13 protein-coding genes are annotated in these 19,172 nt (G+C 66.5%); 6 read left to right on the top strand and 7 right to left on the bottom strand.

The features are described from left to right. Window positions 1-32: 32 nt before the first annotated feature. Window positions 33-1,265: a methyltransferase domain-containing protein gene (locus tag AD89_RS0105155; protein WP_051505066.1), complete on the top strand. Its 1,233-nt coding sequence runs from the start codon at window positions 33-35 to the stop codon at window positions 1,263-1,265. Between the two features lie 119 nt (window positions 1,266-1,384). Here AD89_RS0105155 and AD89_RS0105150 read toward each other — a convergent pair whose 3' ends face one another. The 6 genes from AD89_RS0105150 to AD89_RS0105125 all read right to left on the bottom strand — a co-directional run bounded on the left by AD89_RS0105150 (window position 1,385) and on the right by AD89_RS0105125 (window position 9,846). Continuing rightward, entirely contained in the window at window positions 1,385-2,191 is an 807-nt protein-coding gene (locus AD89_RS0105150) for an IclR family transcriptional regulator (protein WP_025777543.1), read from the bottom strand. A 61-nt stretch (window positions 2,192-2,252) separates the two neighbouring features. Next, window positions 2,253-3,698: a formimidoylglutamate deiminase gene (locus AD89_RS0105145; protein WP_025777542.1), complete on the bottom strand. Its 1,446-nt coding sequence runs from the start codon at window positions 3,696-3,698 to the stop codon at window positions 2,253-2,255. Beyond that, window positions 3,695-4,960 carry an allantoate amidohydrolase gene (locus AD89_RS0105140; protein ID WP_025777541.1) on the bottom strand — a complete coding sequence of 422 codons (1,266 nt, stop codon included), beginning with the start codon at window positions 4,958-4,960 and terminating at the stop codon, window positions 3,695-3,697. Before AD89_RS0105140 ends, AD89_RS0105145 begins: the two co-directional genes overlap by 4 nt. Window positions 4,961-5,111: 151 nt before the next feature. Continuing rightward, window positions 5,112-6,788, bottom strand: a complete 1,677-nt coding sequence (gene hutH / locus AD89_RS0105135) for a histidine ammonia-lyase (protein ID WP_025777540.1) — start codon at window positions 6,786-6,788, stop codon at window positions 5,112-5,114. Window positions 6,789-6,903: 115 nt separating this feature from the next. Then, window positions 6,904-8,172 (bottom strand): imidazolonepropionase, encoded by a 1,269-nt coding sequence (gene hutI, locus AD89_RS0105130; RefSeq protein WP_025777539.1) that lies wholly within the window; start codon window positions 8,170-8,172, stop codon window positions 6,904-6,906. Between the two features lie 120 nt (window positions 8,173-8,292). Further along, on the bottom strand, window positions 8,293-9,846 hold the full coding sequence (locus AD89_RS0105125) for a class I adenylate-forming enzyme family protein (protein ID WP_025777538.1): 1,554 nt from the start codon (window positions 9,844-9,846) through the stop codon (window positions 8,293-8,295). A 145-nt stretch (window positions 9,847-9,991) separates the two neighbouring features. On the opposite strand from AD89_RS0105125, the gene AD89_RS0105120 reads away from it, so the two are divergent. The 4 genes from AD89_RS0105120 to AD89_RS0105105 all read left to right on the top strand — a co-directional run bounded on the left by AD89_RS0105120 (window position 9,992) and on the right by AD89_RS0105105 (window position 16,029). Next, complete coding sequence (locus AD89_RS0105120; protein ID WP_025777537.1) at window positions 9,992-11,311, top strand: PucR family transcriptional regulator; 1,320 nt, start codon at window positions 9,992-9,994, stop codon at window positions 11,309-11,311. A gap of 148 nt (window positions 11,312-11,459) precedes the next feature. Next, window positions 11,460-13,337 (top strand): DUF3556 domain-containing protein, encoded by a 1,878-nt coding sequence (locus AD89_RS0105115; RefSeq protein ID WP_025777536.1) that lies wholly within the window; start codon window positions 11,460-11,462, stop codon window positions 13,335-13,337. Between the two features lie 218 nt (window positions 13,338-13,555). After that, window positions 13,556-15,088 carry a phytoene desaturase family protein gene (locus AD89_RS0105110; protein WP_025777535.1) on the top strand — a complete coding sequence of 511 codons (1,533 nt, stop codon included), beginning with the start codon at window positions 13,556-13,558 and terminating at the stop codon, window positions 15,086-15,088. A 50-nt stretch (window positions 15,089-15,138) separates the two neighbouring features. Then, window positions 15,139-16,029, top strand: a complete 891-nt coding sequence (locus AD89_RS0105105; protein WP_025777534.1) for an SDR family oxidoreductase — start codon at window positions 15,139-15,141, stop codon at window positions 16,027-16,029. A gap of 157 nt (window positions 16,030-16,186) precedes the next feature. Here the strand turns inward: AD89_RS0105105 and hutU are convergent, their stop codons facing one another. Next, entirely contained in the window at window positions 16,187-17,908 is a 1,722-nt protein-coding gene (gene hutU / locus AD89_RS0105100) for a urocanate hydratase (protein WP_025777533.1), read from the bottom strand. A gap of 301 nt (window positions 17,909-18,209) precedes the next feature. Here hutU and AD89_RS0105095 point away from each other — a divergent pair, with 301 nt between their 5' ends. Further along, window positions 18,210-19,103 carry a LysR family transcriptional regulator gene (locus AD89_RS0105095; RefSeq protein WP_025777532.1) on the top strand — a complete coding sequence of 298 codons (894 nt, stop codon included), beginning with the start codon at window positions 18,210-18,212 and terminating at the stop codon, window positions 19,101-19,103. Window positions 19,104-19,172: the final 69 nt, after the last annotated feature.

Raw genomic sequence — 19,172 nt, 5'->3', positions numbered from 1 at the left:
TCCGGGGGCCGATCACCGACTAGAATTGCGGAATGACGACCTTGCCGCTCTCCCTCGCCTCGGCGGATCATGGGCGCCTGCATTGCGGGTATTTCGAGCGCGGGAAATGCCGTTCCTGCGCGCTCATCGAGACGCCTTATGGGCAGCAGATCACGGGCAAGGAGTCCTGGTGCCGGGAGACCCTCGCCGAGGCGGCTCCACGTGAATGGCTGCCAACTTTCGCCGGCGGGGTGCGGGACTTCAGGAACCGGGCGAAGCTCGTCGTCGGCGGGTCAGCCGGGCACGCCACCTTGGGCATCCTCGATCAGGAGTTCCACGGTGTCGATCTGCGTGACTGCGGGATTCAGGCCCCCGCGATCCGTGCAGTGATTCCGGTACTCGCGGAATTCCTCGATGGCACGGGACTCGAGCCCTATGATGTCGTAGCGCGCCGCGGGGAATTGAAGTTCGTCCATGTCACCGCGGCACCGTCGGGTGAGCTGATGATCCGGTTCGTCGTCCGCACTCAGCATGGTCTCGATGTGCTGCGATCGCGGAAGGGTCCGCTCTTCGAACTCGTCCCAGCTGCGTCCGTGGTGTCGGTGAATCTGCTGCCGGAGCACAAGGCCGTGCTCGAAGGCAGCCGCGAGGAGATGTTCCGCGGCGAATCGCTGCGGATGAATCTTGATCGGGTCGATCTGCATCTGCGACCGCAGAGTTTCTTTCAGACGAACACCGCCGTGGCCATCGGACTGTACAACCAGGTCGCCGAATGGGTGGACTCAGTGGAGGCCAAGAACCTGTGGGATCTCTACTGCGGCGTCGGCGGATTCGCGCTCTACTGTGCAGACAGCTCCCGCCACGTCACCGGTGTCGAGATCAGCGAGCAGGCGATCGAATCCGCGAAGATCAGTGCCAGCGAACTCGGCATCGACGCACGATTCCTCGCCGGCGATGCCACAGAGTTCGCCGAGGAGCACCTGGGTGGTGCTGGTTCCTCACCCCTGGTCGACTCTTCCGCCTCGTCAGCGGAGGAACACCTAGCCACGGATGAACGGCCGGACTGCGTGGTCGTCAACCCCCCTCGGCGCGGGATCGGGGCCAAGCTGTCGTCTGTACTCGAGGATTCGGGTGTCGAGCACATCGTGTATTCGAGCTGCAATCCCGTCTCCCTGGCCAAGGACCTCGCCCGGATGCCGAGCTATACCGTCGAGCGGGCGCGGATCTTCGACATGTTTCCGCACACGAAGCACCTCGAGGTCGCGGCCCTGCTGCGCCGGCAGTGAGAACGGAGGACTCACAGCGTTGGAAACTCACGCCGTGCCATACCCTCGGCCATGCGCACCTCGGCAAGCGTCGCCTCGGATGGCATTTGCCCGCTCGTTGCCGGCGGACACGATGCGCCTCACCGCAGCTTCGCAGTCACCTCGGCGGCCGTGGCGATGACCTTCTCGACCAGCGACGCCAATGGATCGGAGTCCACCCCAGACCCCTGATCCAGGTCCTTCCCCGCGCCCTTATCCGCCCCCGTTCCAGCGGCCTTCACGCTGTCGGACACTGACAGTCCGACGGCGGCGATCGGGCGTCCCAGCACATCGAACACCGGTGCCGCGATCGTCGAGATGCCCGGCGTCACCTCTCCGTGTTCGATCGCCCAGCCGACTCGCCTCTCCTGGGCGAGCACGGCGTTGAGGGCCTTGACCGAGGTCGGGCCCTTACCGGTGCGGGTGACGAATCCGGTCTCGGACTGCAACATCGCGAGCACCTCGGACTTCGGCAGCTGCGCGAGGATCGCCCGCCCCGTCGCGGTGAGGTAGCTGGGCATGCGCACCCCGGTGGCGGTGATGACGGCAACCGACTTCAGCGACTGCTCCTTGAGCACATACTCGGTCTCCCAACCGCGGATGATCGCGAGCTGTGCCGTGGCGGCTGTGTCTTCGGCCAGCTGTCGCACGATCGGCTGCGCCAACCGCTGCAGCGGGTTCGTCCGCAGGTAGGACGCCCCGAGCTCGTGCACGCCGGCCCCGAGCACGTACCCGGAATCAGTGCGCGCCACGAGTCCGAGCTCCTCGAGGACGTTGAGGATGTCGTAGGCGCTCGATCGCGGAATGTCGAGGGACCGGACCAGCGCGCCGGCCGTGATCGCCCGGTTCGACACCGCCATGTGCCGCAGGATCGCGATCGCCCTGCGCAGCGCGGGAACCTCAGCCACGGCGACCACTTCCGATCCCGGCAACTCCGGCGTGCCTGCCCGCAACGACCTCAGCCACGATTCAGCCTTCCATCTCCAGCGCCGCGAACGCCTGCGCGTAGAGCTCGGAGATGTCCCCGAGTTCGGCGTGCACGCCGTCGCGCACGCGCACTCGACCGCCGCTGACGGTCAAGGACACGTCCGCCGAGGTGGCCGTGAGGATGATCTGTTCGTCCAGTGATCCCATGGTGCGCATGCTGTCGGTGCGCAGGGCGACGAAATCGCACGCCTTCCCGACCTCGAGCGCGCCGACGGGCAGGTGGAGGCTGCGTGCCCCGCCTTCGGTGAGTGCCGTGATGAGTTCGGTCGGTGAGAATCGGCCGCGCTGACCGGAGCGCAGGCGTTCGCCGGCTTCGAGCCCTTGGGTCTCGCGCAGGGCGTCGAGGACGACGTGCTGGTCGGAGCCGAGCGAGATCACAGCTCCGGCGTCGGCGAGTTCCCGGGCCGGTCCGATGCCGTCAGCGAGGTCCGCCTCGGTGCACGGGCACATGACGATCGTCGACCGGGAGCCGCCGAGGATCGCGATGTCCTCCTCGCTCAGGTGGGTAGCGTGGACGGCCGAGAGCCGGTCGGTGACGACTCCGGAGCGTCCGAGCACCTCGGTGGGACTGGCTCCGTACGCACTCTGGCAGGCTTCGTTCTCCGCGGGCTGTTCGGACAGGTGCACGTGCACGGGCCCGGTGAGTTCGGCGAACCTCGGCAGGTTCGCGGCCGGGACTGCGCGGATCGAGTGGATGGCCGCGCCGACGTGGACGAAGCTCTCACCTGGAGCGTTGACAGGGAACTCCTCGGCGAAAGCTTCGGTGAGTCCGGCATGACGGTCCATGTACCCGTCGATGGTGCCGTCACCGAAACGAGCCTGTTCGGGCGAGAGTTCCGCGTCAATGGCGCCGGTGAGGTAGCAGGTGTCGAGGAGTCGGATGCGGATCCCCGCCGAGGTGGCCGCCCGTGCCAGCGCCCGTTCTATCGCGTGGGCGCGCAGTTCGTCATCGTTCGCGTCCCCGCGGGGACGTTCGGTGTGGTCGTCCGCCTCGGCGACCGGATCCGCCGCGTCCCCGCGGGGACGTTCCGTGCCGTAAGGGGTTCCGTCCTGAGCGTGGTGGACGTAGTGGAACTCCCCCACCGAGGTGTAGCCGCCGGCGAGCATCTCGGCGAACACGGCGCGGGCCACGGTCTCGTAGGACTGGGGATCGAGTTTCGCGGCGACGGAGTACATGACTTCGCGCCAGGTCCAGAAGGTGCCGCCGTCGCCGTGGGTGCGGCCGCGCAGCATCCGGTGGAATGCGTGCGAGTGCGCGTTGACACCGCCGGGGAAGACGAACCCGTGCACTGACTCGGCGTCGGAGGGTGCAGTGTCGATCCCGGTCTCGACAGCGGTGAGCGTTCCTGTGTCGTCGGCGCTCAGCAGGACTCCGCTGGCGACGGCTCCGTCGACCCAGGCGGATTCGCACCAGTAACGGGTGCTCATCGTGCACCTCCTGCCGTCGGGCCTCCGACGCTGCCGGCAAGGGCGTGTTCGATGCCGAGTTCGCGGGCGAGCACCTTGACGAGCGCGTCGACTCCGGCCCTCTGGTCGTCGACCTCGCAGGCTTCTTCGGGAGCGTGGGAGACGCCGGTCGGGTTGCGGACGTAGAGCATCGCCGACGGCACATGGGGCGCGAGGATTCCGGCATCGTGTCCGGCGCCCGAGGGCAGCAGCGGTGCGTCCGGCAGCACCGAGGTCAGGCGCGAGTTGAGGTCGGCGGTGAAGTGAGTCGTCGGCGAGTAGGACTCCTGCGAGATGGTCACCTCGACCCCGGAATCGGCGCCGTGGTCCTTCGCACGACGGCTGATCGCCTCGAGCACCTGCTTGACGACAGCGTCGTCAGGGTGGCGGATGTCGAGCCAGAAGCTCATGGACGAGGCGATGACGTTCGTTCCGCCCGGGTGGATGAGGGTGCGGCCCACGGTCGCCACGGCGCTCGCGTCAGTGGCGGCCGCTAGGGTCGGGATATCCCCGATCACACGGGAGGCCGCGACTACCGGGTCGGCGCGATGGCTCATCGGAGTCGTGCCGGCATGGTTGCCCTGACCGGAGAAGGCGCAGTGCCAGCGACCGTGGCCGATGATCGAGGAGCCGATGGCAACGGCCTGATCGGTGCCCGCCAGACCGATGCCCTGTTCGACATGGAGTTCGATGAAGGAACCGATTCCGGCCAGCCGAGACTGGTCACGCCCGATCCGATCAGGATCGAGGCCATAGCCACGGGCGACGTCGGCGAAAGTGTCCCCGGCGGCGTCCTTGAGCCCGAGTGCCCGATCTGCCTCGATGGCACCGGTGAGCAGACGGGAGCCGAGGCAGGCGACGCCGAAGCGTGATCCCTCTTCCTCGGGGAACACACCCAGGGCGAAAGGCCGGGTGGACTGGTCAAGCGCGCCAGTGGCCTTGAGCACGTCGAAGGCCGCCAGCGCCGAGGCGACGCCGAGGGGACCGTCGAACTCGCCGCCGCCGGGGACGGAGTCGAGATGGGAACCAGTGACGACGGCGTTCGCACCCTGCGGGGTGGCCCAGGCCCACGTGATGCCGTTGGCGTCGATCTCCGTGTCGAGGCCACGGCGGTCCGCCTCGGCGAGGAACCACTCACGCAGCTCCCGTTCGGTGGCCGAGAATCCGGGCCGCTGGTAGCCCGGCCCGCGGGTGTCGCGGCCGGTGTCCTCGATCTGGCTCAACAGCGAGACGACATCGCTCATTAACAGTTCACTCCGTTCGAAATCGGTCAGGTCCGGTGATGTGTCGGCGCCGTGGTCGGCCGGCCCCGGTGATGTGTCGGTCCCGTGGTCGGCCGGCCCCGGCGTCAGAGGACCGATGTCGGGCCGGCCGGCGACCGACCCCGCCCCTGTCTCAGTCTTTGTGCGTCGTGGCTGCGTCCGTGCCCGAAGCCTCGGCGGCGGCTTCGAGGTTGCCCAGCGCCGTGAACTCGGGATCGTTGACGGCCGGTCCGCCGTCTTCCGGCTGCCAGGTTCCGGCAGCGGCGGTGACGGTGTGGGTCAGCGGCGTGACCGACTCGGCGGCTGCGACCAGCGCTCCGTCCTTGACCTTCGCGATGGTCTCGGCGAGTTCGGGCGAGAGGAATCGGTCGGGGCCGGGACCGGGGACGGTCTCGCGGATCGCTGCGATCACGGCTCCGGTCACCGGTGCCGGTGCGGCGTCACGCATATCGCAGGCGCGGGAGGCGGCGTAGAGTTCGATGCCGACGACGGAGGCGAGGTTGTCGATGACCTTGCGCAGTTTGCGTGCGGCCGACCAGCCCATGGACACGTGGTCTTCCTGCATGGCCGAGGACGGGATCGAGTCGACCGAGGCCGGTGTCGCGCCGCGTTTGGCCTCGGAGACCATGGCCGCCTGCGTGTAGTGGGCGATCATCAGGCCGGAGTCGACGCCGGCGTCATCGGCGAGGAACGGGGTGAGGTTCTGGTTGCGGGCGACGTCCATCATCCGGTCGGTGCGACGTTCGGACATCGAGGCGACGTCCGCGGCGACGATGGCGAGGAAGTCCAAAGCATGGGCCAGCGGCGCACCGTGGAAGTTGCCGTTCGAGGACACCATTCCGTTCGTGAGCACGACGGGGTTGTCGATGGCGGCCCGAAGCTCGCGTTCAGCAACCTGGGTGGCGAAGGCGACGGCGTCGCGGGCGGCACCGTTGACCTGCGGGGCGCAGCGCATCGAGTACGCATCCTGGACGAGGTGAGTGGAGTCGCGGTGGCTGGCCGTGATGCCGGAGTCGGCGAGCGCGGCGAGCATGTTCGCCGCCGAGGCGGCCTGACCGTCGTGCGGACGCAGCGCGTAGTGAAGTTCGGGGGCGAAGACGGCGTCGGTGCCGAAGAGCCCTTCGATGCTCATGGCCGCGGACACGTCGACGGCGGTGAGCAGGTTCTCCAGGTCGGTCAGCGCCATGATGAGCATGCCCAGCATGCCGTCGGTGCCGTTGACGAGCGCGAGGCCTTCCTTCTCGGCCAGGGTGACCGGGGTGATACCGGCCTTCGCGAGGATCTCATCGGCAGGCCCGGCCACACCGTCGGGTCCTTCGGCGACTCCTTCACCCATGACGACGAGGGCGCATGCCGACAGTGGTGCGAGATCTCCGGAGCAGCCGAGTGATCCGTACTCGTGGACGACCGGGGTGATTCCGGCGTTGAGCAGATCGACATAGGTCTGGAGGACTTCGGCGCGGACGCCGGCCCGACCGGTGGCGAGTGTCCGGGCGCGCAGCAGCATCAGCGCCCGCACGACCTCGCGTTCGACGGGTTCACCGACGCCGGCGGCGTGGGAGCGGATAAGGGACTTCTGCAGCTGGGTGCGCAGCTCTGCGGGGATGTGGCGCTGGGCGAGCGCACCGAATCCGGTCGAGACTCCGTAGACGGGCTTCTCCGCCTGAGCGAGGGCGTCGATGGCCTCGCGGTACTTATTCACCCGGGCCAGAGTGGCCTCGGACAGGGTGACCTTCGCGTCGCGGCGGGCGACGTCGACCACCTCGGCGAAGGTCAGCGTATCGGGGTCGAGATCGATGAAGTCGGTCATCGTGTGCCTTTCTGTGAGTGCGTCAGTGTGATGTCTGAGTCGTGGATGAAGTTCTCCTACGCCGGCGCCGAGGTGGTTCCTCGCCGTCGACGCGCCGTGCTCGTGCGTAGGTGGTTCAATCGCGGGATCGGTTGTCGACGATGAGCTCACCGCCGGAGTAGACCCTCTCGACCAGCTGGACACCCGGCCGGTAGGCCAGGTGGCGGTAGCTGGGTGCATCGAGGATGGCCAGGTCGGCGCGGGCTCCCACACCGAGGTGGCCGACGTCGGTGCGCTGCAGGGCGTTGGCTCCTCCGGCGGTCGCGGCCCACACCGCCTGTTCGACGGTGAAGTGCAAGTCGCGGACGCCGATGGCGATGACGAAGGGCATGCTGTTGGAGAACCCGGAACCGGGATTGCAGTCGCTGGCGACCGCCAGCGACACCCCGGCATCGACGTACCGGCGGGCGTCGGGGTAGGGCTGGCGGGTGGAGAATTCGATGCTCGGCAGCAGGGTGACGACGGTGCCCGCCTCGGCGAGGACGGCGAGGTCCTCATCGGAGGCGAAGGTCGCGTGGTCGACGGACACACAGCCGAGTTCCGCGCCGAGCTTGAGCGCCCCGCCCTCGGTGAGTTGGTTGGCGTGCAGCCGCGGTTTCATGCCGGCGGACTTGCCGGCTTCGATGATCCGCCGCGTCTGATCCTCGGTGAAGGCACCGGTTTCGCAGAACACGTCGATCCACTTCGCCTTGCCGGTCGCTGCCGGGATGATCTCGTCGATGACGAGGTCGACGTAGCGTTCCGGCTCGTCCTTGAACTCCGGCGGGACGACGTGCGCGGCGATGAGGGTCGATTCCTCGGTGTGCCGGTTGATGATGTCGAGGGCCTGGATCTCGTCGGTCACGGTCAGCCCGTACCCGGATTTGATCTCGAACGTCGTCGTTCCCTGCCGCTTCGCCTGGTCGAGGAGGTGGACGAGGTTGGCTTCGAGTTCGGCTTCACTGGCGGCGCGGGTGGCGGCCACGGTGGTGGCGATCCCGCCGGCCGAATACTTCTGCCCGGCCATTCGGGCAGCGAATTCCTCGGACCGGTCACCGGCGAAGATGAGGTGGTTGTGGCTGTCGACGAAGCCGGGGATGACGGCTTTCCCACCGAGGTCGATCGTCTCGAGTCCGCTGAGATCATTCGCCGAGGTGACTTCCCCGTTGGCGATGTCATCGTCGTTGAGGCTCAGTCCTCCATCACCGAGGTGGCTCTCCACTGCCGTGTCCGCCTGGGCGGACGGTCCCGACCAGACGACCCGACCGTCGTCGATGAGCAGCGCGGCGTCGGTGATGACACCCAATTCGCCGAGCGTGTCGAGGTAGTTGACGACGAGTTCGCTGATGCCGGTGATGAGCTGCATGGCGAGTCGGGCCTTTCCGATCGAGAATGAGTCCCTCTCAGTATGGCCCGACCGCAAGCGGGGCAGAACCTCTCCCGCAGATATTCGTCCGATATTTCGGACAGAGGAGCGACGGGGCGCTCAGCTCGCTCGGAGTTCGCCCTTGACGATCTTGCCCACCGAATTCTTCGGCAAACCGTCGCGGATGTGGATGGTCGTCGGCAGCTTGTATCGAGCCAGCCGGGGCTCGAGGAACGACAGCAGCTCGCTCTCGGTGGTGGTCGCCCCCTCGCGCAGGGTGATATGGGCAACGACGAGCTCGCCGTACTTCTCGTCGGGATCGCCGACCACGGCCGCTTCGACAACCTGATCATGGCCGAGCAGAGCGTCCTCGATCTCCTTCGGGTAGATATTCTCGCCGCCGCGGATGATGAGATCCTTGATCCGATCGACGAGCGTGAGGTAGCCGTCGTCGTCGAGGAAACCGACGTCGCCCGTATGCAGCCAACCATCACGAAGCACCTCGGCGGTGGCGTCGGGGCGACCGAGGTAGCCGCGCATGATCGTGCGGCTGGCGATGACGACCTCACCGGCCTCCCCTGCCGGCAGCAGGTTCCCGTCGGGATCCTTGATGCCGACCTCGAAGCCGGGCAGCGCAGGCCCGACGGTGCCGGGCTTGGCCGTGCCGTCGTTGCGGTTGAGGGTGGCGCAGACCGAGCATTCGGACAGCCCATAGCCTTCGACCATGTCGACGTCGAATTTGGTCTCGAACCGCGCGATCGCGTCCTTCGACATCGGAGCCGCCCCGCAGATGACGAAGCGCAGCGAGCTGGTATCGACCTCGCGGGTCGTCTGCGCCTCGAGGACGGAGAAGATCGTGGGAACGGCGGAGAAATAGGTGGGACGCTCCTCCTCGACGACGTCCCAGAAGGTCCGACCCTCGAATTTCGGCAGCACGTGGACGCTGCCACCGAGCATGAGCGGGGTGACCGTTCCGGCCAGCAGGCCGTTGCAATGGAAGAGCGGAAGGACCAACAGACTGCGGACATCGTCACCGAAGTCGAGACCGTTGAGAATCGACCACACCATAGCCGCGAGGTTCGACTGCTCGAGAACACAGCCCTTCGGCCGGCCAGTGGTACCTGAAGTGTAGACGATGAGCCCGGCGTCGTCATCCCGAACTGCCGAGCCATCGGGAGCATCAGCGAGATCAGCGCCCGGCTCGGCGCGGAAGCACTCATCAGTCACTGACAGGTGCCCGAGACCGAGTTCAAAGGACAGCGTATCCGCACGCTCCTCACCGACGAGAGCTTTTGCCCCGGAGTCATCGAGTTGGAAGAGCACTTCTTCATCGGTCAGCGCCGGGTTGATCGGCGTCAGTGCGGCGCCGAGTGACCAGGTGGCGAACATCGTGGTGATGAGTTCGGGAACGTTGCGCAGCAGCACACCGACGACCGAGCCGCTGGTGATGCCGTGGCGATCGCGCAGGGTCTGCGCGGTCGCAGCCACAGCCGCAGCGAATTCGGAGTTGTCGAGTCGACCTTCGGGCCAGCTCAGGCACGGACCGGTCGGGTCACTGTGTGCACGGGTGAAGGGCAGGCCGACGACCTCGGCGACACTGAAAGTCTGCGCCGCTTCCGTCGTAGGGTCGAGGGCCGCCTCGGGGCGGGAATTGCTGTATGCCGTCGTTGCCATGAAAACACCGTAGGCCGATCACCCCTCCCGAGCACCGGCCGCGGCGTCCAAAGAGCTCCAGCATTTTCGTTCGAGAGTACAAAATCCTTCCGATCCGCGCGCAGATTCATTCACTGATCGGGATCTGGCGCACTAGGGTGCTCCTATGGCCGAAACGCAGAAGTACCCGCCCAAAGACGGGCAGGTGACCGAGGTGGAGCTCTACACCTCACGGATGGCCGCGCAGATGCGACCGCACATCACTGAGTTCACTGCACTCGTCTACGACTATCTGGCCACCCGAATCACAGAACTGAGCAAGGAAACGGCGTTGCTGGAGCTGTTGCGAGCAAGCATCGAGTCGAACATCGAAACGGTCTTCGCCGCTCTCGAACAGCGACTCTCCCCCGACCATCTCCGCCCCCCACAAGCAGCGTTCGACTATGCGAAGGCCCTGGCTCAGCGAGGAATCTCGGTCAATGCCCTGGTCAGGGCGTACCGCCTAGGGCAGCAGCGACTCCTCCAACGGGTCTACGAAGTCGTCATCGCCGAAGACGATCTGCCGCCGCAGCTGGTGACAGCGGTCTTCCAGTTCCAAGTCGACGAGGTCTCCGAATACATCGACTGGATCTCTCAGAAGGTCGCCGACCACTATGAGGTCGAACGCGAATCGTGGTTGGCCAACCGCGCCACGGCGCGTGAGACGCAGGTGCGCAGGATCATCAACGGGGACGACGTCGATCCGTCATCGGCCGAACGCATCCTCGGCTACGGACTGTCTGCACGGCACATCGGGGTCATCGCGTGGACTCCACCGGGCGCCGATCACACGGCCGATCAGCTCGGGAGGTTCACAGCCGCAATCCGCGCTCTCGGTCAAGCATTGGGGACGAAGCGTCCGGTACTCATCATCGGCCGGGATCAGAACACTGCGTGGGGATGGATCTCCGTGCCCGATGACTGGTCATTCGACGCAGCCCTGCTCGCCGGCTTCACCGGCAGAGCAACAACAGGCTCCTCGGGGACACTGACCGCGCGACACGGATCGGTGCAGCTTGCCATCGGTTCGGCCCATCCGCGGACAGCCGGGTTCAGGCTCTCTCACCAGGAAGCCGTCCGAGTGCAGCACGTGTCGATCGCCGGTTCATGCGATGCCCCGCTGGTCTCCCACGACCAGTGGGGAATGAGTGTCGTGTCCCTCCTCGCAGGTGATCTCGAAGCGGCGCGAACGTGGGCGCGTTCAGTCCTCGGCCCCATCGCCGAAGACACTGAGGCCAATTCCCGACATCGCCGGACACTGCGCGAATTCCTCCGCCACGACCTCAGTTACACAGCGACCGCAGCGGCAATGTCGATGCACAAGAATTCGATCCGCTACCGCATCGAAATGGCCGAGGCCGAACTCGGCATGGCCGTGAGCGTGGATCGCCTTACGGTCGAAGCCGCGCTCTGCGCACACCATTACCTCATCCCCACAGAGCACTGAGCCTCACCGCGTCTTTGTATTCCGGGTACAAGCGGACCGCTGAGGTTCGGCTTCTCCAGCCATGGGATCTGCGTCACATCATTCCTAATCTGGGTTCAGGTCCACTGCTCGACATCGAGGTCGGGCACCTGCCGAGAAAGGAAGCGCCATGGGGTTCTCTACACCCGTGCCACCTCCGGTCGACATGGAGACATTCCAGTCACAATCGCTGTCTGACCGCGTCCGCGCCGTCGTCCTCCACTGGGTCGACTTCGGCTTCGGCTCACCGCTGCTGTTCCACTGCATCTACATCGCGAAGCTCGCCGTCCTCTACATCGGACTCGGCGTCACCTTGGCAACACTGACGTCGGGCCTGGGCGCTCCTTGGCACGTGATGCAGTGGTGGAACGAACCGATCGTCTACCAGAAACTCGTCCTGTGGACGCTGCTGCTCGAGACCATCGGCGTCGCCGGTTCTTGGGGTCCCCTGGCCGGCAAGTTCAAGCCGATGACCGGCGGCTACCTGTTCTGGCTGCGTCCGGGCACCATACGGATGCCACCCTGGCCAGGCAAACTTCCGGGAACCAACGGCTTCAACCGCACCATCGTCGATGTCGTACTCTACGCCTTGCTGCTCGTGGCCACGTTCGTGCCGATCATCCTGCCCGGAGCCCCTGGCGCGCAGGTCGCTTCGAACTACCCCGAGGGCTTCGGCAATCTCGTCTCTCCGGTGATGATGATCGCTCCGCTCGTGCTCCTCGTCCTCATCGGACTGCGCGACAAGGTCATCTTCATCGCTGCCCGCGCCGAACAGTACGGCCCCGCTGTACTCATGTTCGCCCTCGTCCCGGTGTTCGCCGGCGGCTTCGTCGACATGATCATCATGCTCAAGCTGCTCATCTTCTCCGTGTGGGTCGGTGCCGGTGTGTCAAAGTTCGGCAAGCATTTTTCGTTCGTCATCCCACCGATGATCTCGAACTCGCCGTTCATTCCGTCCAAGATGGTCAAGCGGATGCACTACCGCAACGCCCCCGAGGATGTGCGTCCCGGCGGAATGGGTGTCCTCGTCGGCCACGGACTCGGCACCCTCGTCGAGATCGCGACCCCGATCGTCCTGCTCTTCACCACGAACTTCACAGTCGCACTGCTCGCTGCTGGACTGATGATCTGCTTCCACCTCTTCATCACCTCCACCTTCCCGCTCGCGGTCCCGCTGGAGTGGAACCTGCTGTTCGCCTACACAGCTGGGTTCCTGTTCATCGGATTTCCCAACGCTGACGGCTACAGCATCTATGACGCCTCGTCGCCATGGCTGGTCATCGTGTCACTGGCCGGGCTGTTCTTCTTCCCCGTGCTCGGCAATCTGCGCCCCGACCTCGTCGCGTTCACACCGTCGATGCGTCAGTACGCAGGTAACTGGGCGTCGGCCCTGTGGGCCTTCCAGCCCGGCGCTGAGGACAAACTCGAAGTCGTCACGCGTCCCACGAAGAACCAGGTCAACCAGCTGCAGCAGATGGGCTTCCCGCAGGAAGCCGCTGAGCTCACCCTTCAGCAGACACTGGGATGGAGGACCATGCACAGCCAGGGCCGCGGCCTATTGTCCCTGATGTACATGCACGTCAGCGACGTTGACCGGGCGACGATCCGTGAGGCCGAGTTCGCGTGCAACTCACTCGTCGGGTTCAATTTCGGTGACGGTCATCTGCACAATCACCACTTGATCGCCGAGTTGCAGCGCCGGTGCCATTTCGAGCCAGGCGAGTTCATCGTCGCGTGGGTCGAATCGCAGCCGATCCACAAGAACACGCAGGAGTACATGGTCATCGACGCCGCGGTGGGTATCGTGGAGCGCGGAACGTGGAATGTCGCCGACGCGGTCGCCGAGCAGCCCTGGTTGCCCAACGGCCCCATCCCGACTCACGTCACCTGGCGGGATCCGAACTACACCCCCGCTTCGGAGCGTCCGGCTCAGCAGCCGACCGAGAGGACAGTGAGCTCTAGCGCCGAGGCAGCTGCAGAGACCTCGGTGGCCGACCGCAACGGCTGATGCCGGCAGAGCGCTGATCGGCAGCCGCCGATCGGGTCGGTCCTGAAGGGACCTGCTCGATCGGCACCGTCGGAAAGGCACCGCCCGACCGACACACCCGGGCGTGGCCGGTGGAAACTTCGTCCACCGCCCGCCCGACACAGAGACCGACAATCCGCAAGACGATAGTCTGCAGAGACCGGCGACCACCGGTCCGGATTCCGACCGAGGAGTGAACAATGATGACCGCTGCTGTGATCGGCAGTGGCCCGAACGGACTGGCGGCGGCCATTACGATGGCCGCCGCCGGCGTCTCGGTCACCGTCTGCGAAGCCGCCGACCGGGTGGGCGGAGGCGCACGCAGCGCCGAGCTCACCCTGCCCGGGCTCATCCACGACGAATGCTCCAGCCACCATCCGTTCGGCCTCGCCGCCGAATTCTCCCGCACCTTCGACCTCGCCGCCCACGGCCTGGAATGGGGATTCACCGAGGTCGAGTTCTCCCATCCCCTCGACGGTGGCCGCGGTGCCACTGCCCTGCGGTCGGTCGTCGAGACCTCACTCGGCCTCGGTGCCGATGCCGACTCGTACCGTCGCTTCTTCTCCCCCGTCGCCTCACGGATGCCCACCGTGGCCGACGAGTTCCTCCAATCCCTCATCCACATCCCCCGCCACCCCGTCCACCTCGCCACGCTCGGCATGCGCGCGGCTCTGCCCGCCGCGGCCGTCGCCCGCCTCTTCCGCACCGAGGAGGCCAAAGCCCTGTGGGCCGGCGTCGCCGCCCACACCTTCGGCCCTTTCGATCTGCCGCTGTCCGCGGCGATCGGCACCTCGCTGGCCTCGGCCGCCCATTACTTCGGCTGGCCCGTGGCGATCGGCGGGTCCGGGACGATCACCGAGGCGATGGCCTCCCTGTTGCGCAGCCTCGGCGGGCGGATCGAAACCGGACGGCGCATCGACGACGTCCGCGATCTCGGCACCCCTGACATCCTCATGCTCGACACCGGCCCCGAGGAGGCGAACCGGATCGCAGGTGCGTGCCTGACCCGGGCCGCCCGCGCAGGACTGGGTCGGTGGAAGTCCGGCCCGGCAGCGTTCAAGGTGGCCCTCGCGATCGAGGGCGGGATCCCTTGGACCCATGAACCGTCGCGGCTGGCGGGAACGGTCCATCTGGGCGGCACCTACGCCGAGGTGGCCGCGGCGGAGAAGGCCGTCGCGCGGGGGCGGATGCCCGAACGTCCGTATGCGCTCCTGGCGCAGCAGCATCTGGCCGATCCCGGCCGCGGGCAGGGTTCGGTCGTGCCCATCGACGCCTATGCGCATGTCCCGCAGGGATTCGACGGCGATGCCACCGAGGCGATCCTCGCTCAGATCGAGCGCTTCGCCCCCGGCACCCGGGACCGGATCCTGGCGGTGACGCCGCGCGGGACCTCGGAGATCGAGGCGCTGAATGCGAACTTCGTCGGCGGGGACATCCTCACCGGGCGGAAGAACCCGCTGCAGCTCGTGCTCGGCCCCTCCCCCGGCTTCGACCCATATCGGCTGAGCCCGCGCGGTGCGGACGACGGGATCTATCTCTGTTCGGCTGCGGTGCCGCCGGGTCCCGGCGCCCATGGAATGTGCGGCTTCCTCGCCGCACAGCGGGCCATCGCCGACCTCGGCGGTCATGCGAGCCTGGCTGACAGTGTCGGCGCGGGTGCGGCCGCGGGCGCGGGAGGCGGCGCGGATGCTCCCACCGCCTCTGCCGCCCCATTGAGCCAAATCACCGAATAGTCTGCATCACAAACACCCCGATTTCGAACCATCGACAAAGGAGACGAACGATGACCACTGACAGCATCCTCGGAGAAAGAGAACCCGGACGCTCACTGGCCGGACGAACGATTCTCATGAGCGGCGGCAGCCGTGGAATCGGCCTGGCGATCGCGCTGCGTGCCGCCCGCGACGGGGCGAACGTCGCGCTGCTGGCGAAGACCGCGGAACCGCATCCGAAGCTCGAAGGCACGATCTATACGGCAGCCGAGCAGATCGAGGCGGCCGGCGGCAGGGCCCTGCCGATCACCGGTGATGTCCGCAGTGAGGAATCCGTCGCCGAGGCGGTCGCGAAGACCGTCGAGACATTCGGTGGGATCGACATCGTCGTCAACAACGCCAGCGCCATCGACCTGTCCCCGGTCGAGGACCTGCCGATGAAGAAGTTCGATCTCATGAACTCGATCAACTCACGCGGCTCCTATCTCTTGGCCACGACCGCGCTGCCGCATCTGAAGGCCTCGGACGCAGCTCATGTCCTCACTCTCTCGCCGCCGCTCAACCTCAACCCTGTGTGGGCGGGCAGGCACCTGGGCTACACGATGGCGAAGTACGGGATGTCCCTGGTCACGCTCGGGCTGGCCGAGGAGCAGCGCGAAGCCGGAGTCGCGGCGAACAGCCTGTGGCCGAGGACGACGATCGCCACGGCCGCTGTGAACAACCTCCTCGGCGGCGAGCAGCTCATGGCACGCAGCCGCAAGCCCGAGATCATGGCCGAGGCGGCGTGGGCGATCCTCACCTCGGATCCGCGCCAGGTCACCGGCAATTTCTTCATCGACGACGAGGTGCTGCAGGCTCAGGGCGTCACGGACTTCTCCGTCTACGCGCATGATCCGTCGCGGTCGGGTTCGGTCGGCCACGGCCCCGACGACCTCGAACTCGACCTCTTCCTCGACGGGTAGAGGCGCAGCTCTCAAGGCTCCAGCGGCGCAGCCGACTGCTCGCGATCGGCGACTCACCCGACTTCCCGCTATCGGTGAGTCGCTGCGGCACACAAAAAGTCGAGCAGCACAGTTTCAAACGTGTGCTGCTCGACTTTTTCCGAGCTATTCAGCGCCCTTACTGCGCGGCGGAATCCTCGTCGCGCTTGTCGAGCTCCGGGATCATCGGCACGCGCTGGCCGCGCTCTTCGGCCACTTCGGAGGCGCGGTCGTAGCCGGCGTCGACGTGGCGGATGACGCCCATGCCCGGGTCGTTCGTGAGCAAGCGTGCCAGTTTCTGAGCGGCCAGCTCGGTGCCGTCGGCCACGGACACTTGGCCGGCGTGGATGGAACGGCCGATGCCGACGCCGCCGCCATGGTGGATCGACACCCAGGTAGCACCCGAGGAGGTGTTGACCAGGGCGTTGAGCAGCGGCCAGTCGGCCACGGCGTCCGTACCGTCGAGCATCGATTCGGTTTCGCGATAGGGGCTGGCGACGGAACCGGAGTCGAGGTGGTCACGGCCGATGACGATCGGGGCCGAGATCTTGCCTTCGGCGACGAGCTGGTTGAACAGCAGACCGGCCTGGTGGCGTTCCTTGTAGCCGAGCCAGCAGATGCGTGCCGGCAGGCCTTCGAACTCGACGTATTCGTTGGCGGCGTCGAGCCAGGTGTGGAGGTGTTCGTTGTCGGGGAAGAGTTCCTTGAGAGCCTTGTCGGTGACCTCGATGTCCTTCGGGTCGCCGGACAGAGCCACCCAGCGGAAGGGTCCGAGGCCTTCGCAGAAGAGGGGGCGGATGTAGGCGGGGACGAAGCCGGGGAATTCGAAGGCACGGTCGTAGCCGGCCTTGCGGGCTTCGTCGCGGATCGAGTTGCCGTAGTCGAAGACCTCGGCACCACGGTCCTGGAATTCGACCATGGCCTTCACGTGCGTGGCCATGGACTCCTCGGCGCGGATGGTGAACTTCTCCGCATCCTGCTCGGCCTCATCACTCCAGTCGTCGACACTCACGCCCACCGGCAGGTAGGACAGCGGGTCGTGGGCCGAGGTCTGGTCGGTGACGATGTCGACCTCGGCAGCCTCGGGACGGTCAAGGATGAGCGGGAGGATCTCGGCAGCGTTGCCGACGAGTCCGACCGACAGGGCCTGCTTGTTCTTCTTCGCTTCGATGACCTTGGCCAGTGCGGTGTCGAGGTCGGTTTCGACCTCGTCGAGGTAGCGCTTGCCCTTGCGGCGGTCGAGGCGGGTCTTGTCGACGTCGATAATGAGGCAGGCGCCGCCGTTGAGCGTCACGGACAGCGGCTGGGCTCCGCCCATGCCGCCGCAGCCGGCGGTGATGGTCAGGGTGCCAGCCAGGGTGCCGTCAAAGCGCTTGCGGGCGATGGCGCCGAAGGTTTCGTAAGTGCCCTGGAGGATGCCCTGGGTGGCGATGTAGATCCAGGAGCCGGCCGTCATCTGGCCGTACATCATCAGGCCTTCAGCTTCGAGTTCGCGGAAGTGCTCCCAATCGGCCCAGTCGCCGACGAGGTTGGAGTTCGCGATAAGAACACGTGGGGCCCATTCGTGGGTGCGCATGACGCCGACGGGCTTACCGGACTGGATGAGCAGGGTCTCGTCGTCCTCGAGGTCGTCGAGGGTGCGCACGATCGCATCGTAGGCTTCCCAGGAGCGGGCGGCGCGGCCGGTGCCGCCGTAGACGACGAGGTCTTCGGGACGCTCGGCGACCTCGGGGTCGAGGTTGTTCATGAGCATGCGCTTGGGCGCTTCGGTCTGCCACGACTTCGCGGTGATCTCGGTTCCGCGGTCGGCGCGGATGACGCGAGACGGATCGTGCTGGGTGAACGACGGCTTGGTGGTCATGGGATTCTCCTTGTCGCTGTGTCCGACGAGGCGGATGCTTGGCTGCCGCTTCGCCGTCGCGCCGAGGTGTGGACTCCCCTGCGCTGTCGGCTCTGACTACACCATCCATTCTGTCGGCTGAACCAGATTGCGGAAGTGGCCCGCATCAAGTTCTGTCCGATATTTCGGACGTGCTCGAGTATGCGCCGCACACCCCATTGCCGACCGCTACAAAACAGCTCAGTCATTGATTACCCAGCGTGCAATAATGATGGCCATCCGCATGTCCGACCGCCTGAACGCCCGACGAGGGAGATCGTCCATGGAGCTGCAGCAGATCCGCGCCTTCGTCGCCGTCGCCGAGGAACTCCACTTCGGCCGTGCCGCCGAGCGCCTCGGCATGGCCCAGCCCCCGCTGAGCCGCACCATCCGCTCTCTGGAGACCGAACTCGGCGCCTCCCTGTTCCAACGCACGACCCGCTCGGTCAGCCTCTCCCCCGCAGGCGAGGCCCTGCTCGAGCCGGCCAAACACATGCTCGCGACCCAACAGGCCGCGATCGAATCCGTCCACCGCTCCTCCAGCGGTGAGGTCGGCCGGGTTCGCTTCGGGTATTCGCACCCGTCTTCCCGCGACCTGGCCGCCACCCTCGTGGCCGCCTCACACGAATGCAGTCCCGGAATCACCTTCCACCTCGAGTCGACCGTCTATGCCGACGAGGGTCTCGAGAGGATCATGGACGGCACGCTCGATCTCGCCCTTGTCCGTTGGCGCCGGCGGCCCCCGCTCATCGCCGGACGCCCCGTGGCGATCGAGCGACCCTGCGTCGCTATGCCGAGTTCACACCGACTGGCGAAGCGAAAGAAGATCGGCGTCGCCGAGCTCGCCGATGAGCCCTTCGTCCTACTGCCCGCGCGGCCGAATTCGAACCTGCGCGAGACCGCCATGCGACTGTGCCTCGATGCCGGGTTCAGCCCGCGCACGGTCCAGGAGGCTCCCGACTCGCAGTCGATCTCTGCGCTCGTGGCCGCCGGAATGGGTGTGACGATCACGTTCGACTCCGTCGCCGCCGGCTACGACTCGCGGGTCTCCGCGGTGCCGCTCGACCTGCCGAACGAAGCCACTCAGTTGCACCTCGCGTACCGCCTCGACCAGCAGGATGCAGCCCTGAGCACGGTCCTCGATGTCGCCGAGGCGGTCCTGCCGACAGTCCGCTGAGCTCGGCCGGTCTCACTGCCGTTCGGAGGATCTTCACGTCCGTCGCCCATGCGACCGAGCCCACCATCG

Source organism: Brevibacterium sp. VCM10, from assembly GCF_000583215.1.
Lineage (GTDB): Bacteria > Actinomycetota > Actinomycetes > Actinomycetales > Brevibacteriaceae > Brevibacterium > Brevibacterium linens.
The sequence above is the reverse complement of the archived record's forward strand: the minus strand, read 5'-3'. Positions and strand labels throughout refer to the sequence as shown.

Excerpts from the sequence above, each read along its gene's own strand:
- AD89_RS0105145 (WP_025777542.1), bottom strand. The coding sequence starts at position 3,698 with ATGAGCACCCGTTACTGGTGCGAATCCGCCTGGGTCGACGGAGCCGTC.
- hutI (WP_025777539.1), bottom strand. The coding sequence starts at position 8,172 with ATGCAGCTCATCACCGGCATCAGCGAACTCGTCGTCAACTACCTCGAC.
- AD89_RS0105105 (WP_025777534.1), top strand. The coding sequence starts at position 15,139 with ATGACCACTGACAGCATCCTCGGAGAAAGAGAACCCGGACGCTCACTG.
- AD89_RS0105120 (WP_025777537.1), top strand. The coding sequence starts at position 9,992 with ATGGCCGAAACGCAGAAGTACCCGCCCAAAGACGGGCAGGTGACCGAG.
- AD89_RS0105155 (WP_051505066.1), top strand. The coding sequence starts at position 33 with ATGACGACCTTGCCGCTCTCCCTCGCCTCGGCGGATCATGGGCGCCTG.
- AD89_RS0105115 (WP_025777536.1), top strand. The coding sequence starts at position 11,460 with ATGGGGTTCTCTACACCCGTGCCACCTCCGGTCGACATGGAGACATTC.
- AD89_RS0105095 (WP_025777532.1), top strand. The coding sequence starts at position 18,210 with ATGGAGCTGCAGCAGATCCGCGCCTTCGTCGCCGTCGCCGAGGAACTC.
- AD89_RS0105140 (WP_025777541.1), bottom strand. The coding sequence starts at position 4,960 with ATGAGCGATGTCGTCTCGCTGTTGAGCCAGATCGAGGACACCGGCCGC.
- hutH (WP_025777540.1), bottom strand. The coding sequence starts at position 6,788 with ATGACCGACTTCATCGATCTCGACCCCGATACGCTGACCTTCGCCGAG.
- hutU (WP_025777533.1), bottom strand. The coding sequence starts at position 17,908 with ATGACCACCAAGCCGTCGTTCACCCAGCACGATCCGTCTCGCGTCATC.
- AD89_RS0105110 (WP_025777535.1), top strand. The coding sequence starts at position 13,556 with ATGATGACCGCTGCTGTGATCGGCAGTGGCCCGAACGGACTGGCGGCG.
- AD89_RS0105125 (WP_025777538.1), bottom strand. The coding sequence starts at position 9,846 with ATGGCAACGACGGCATACAGCAATTCCCGCCCCGAGGCGGCCCTCGAC.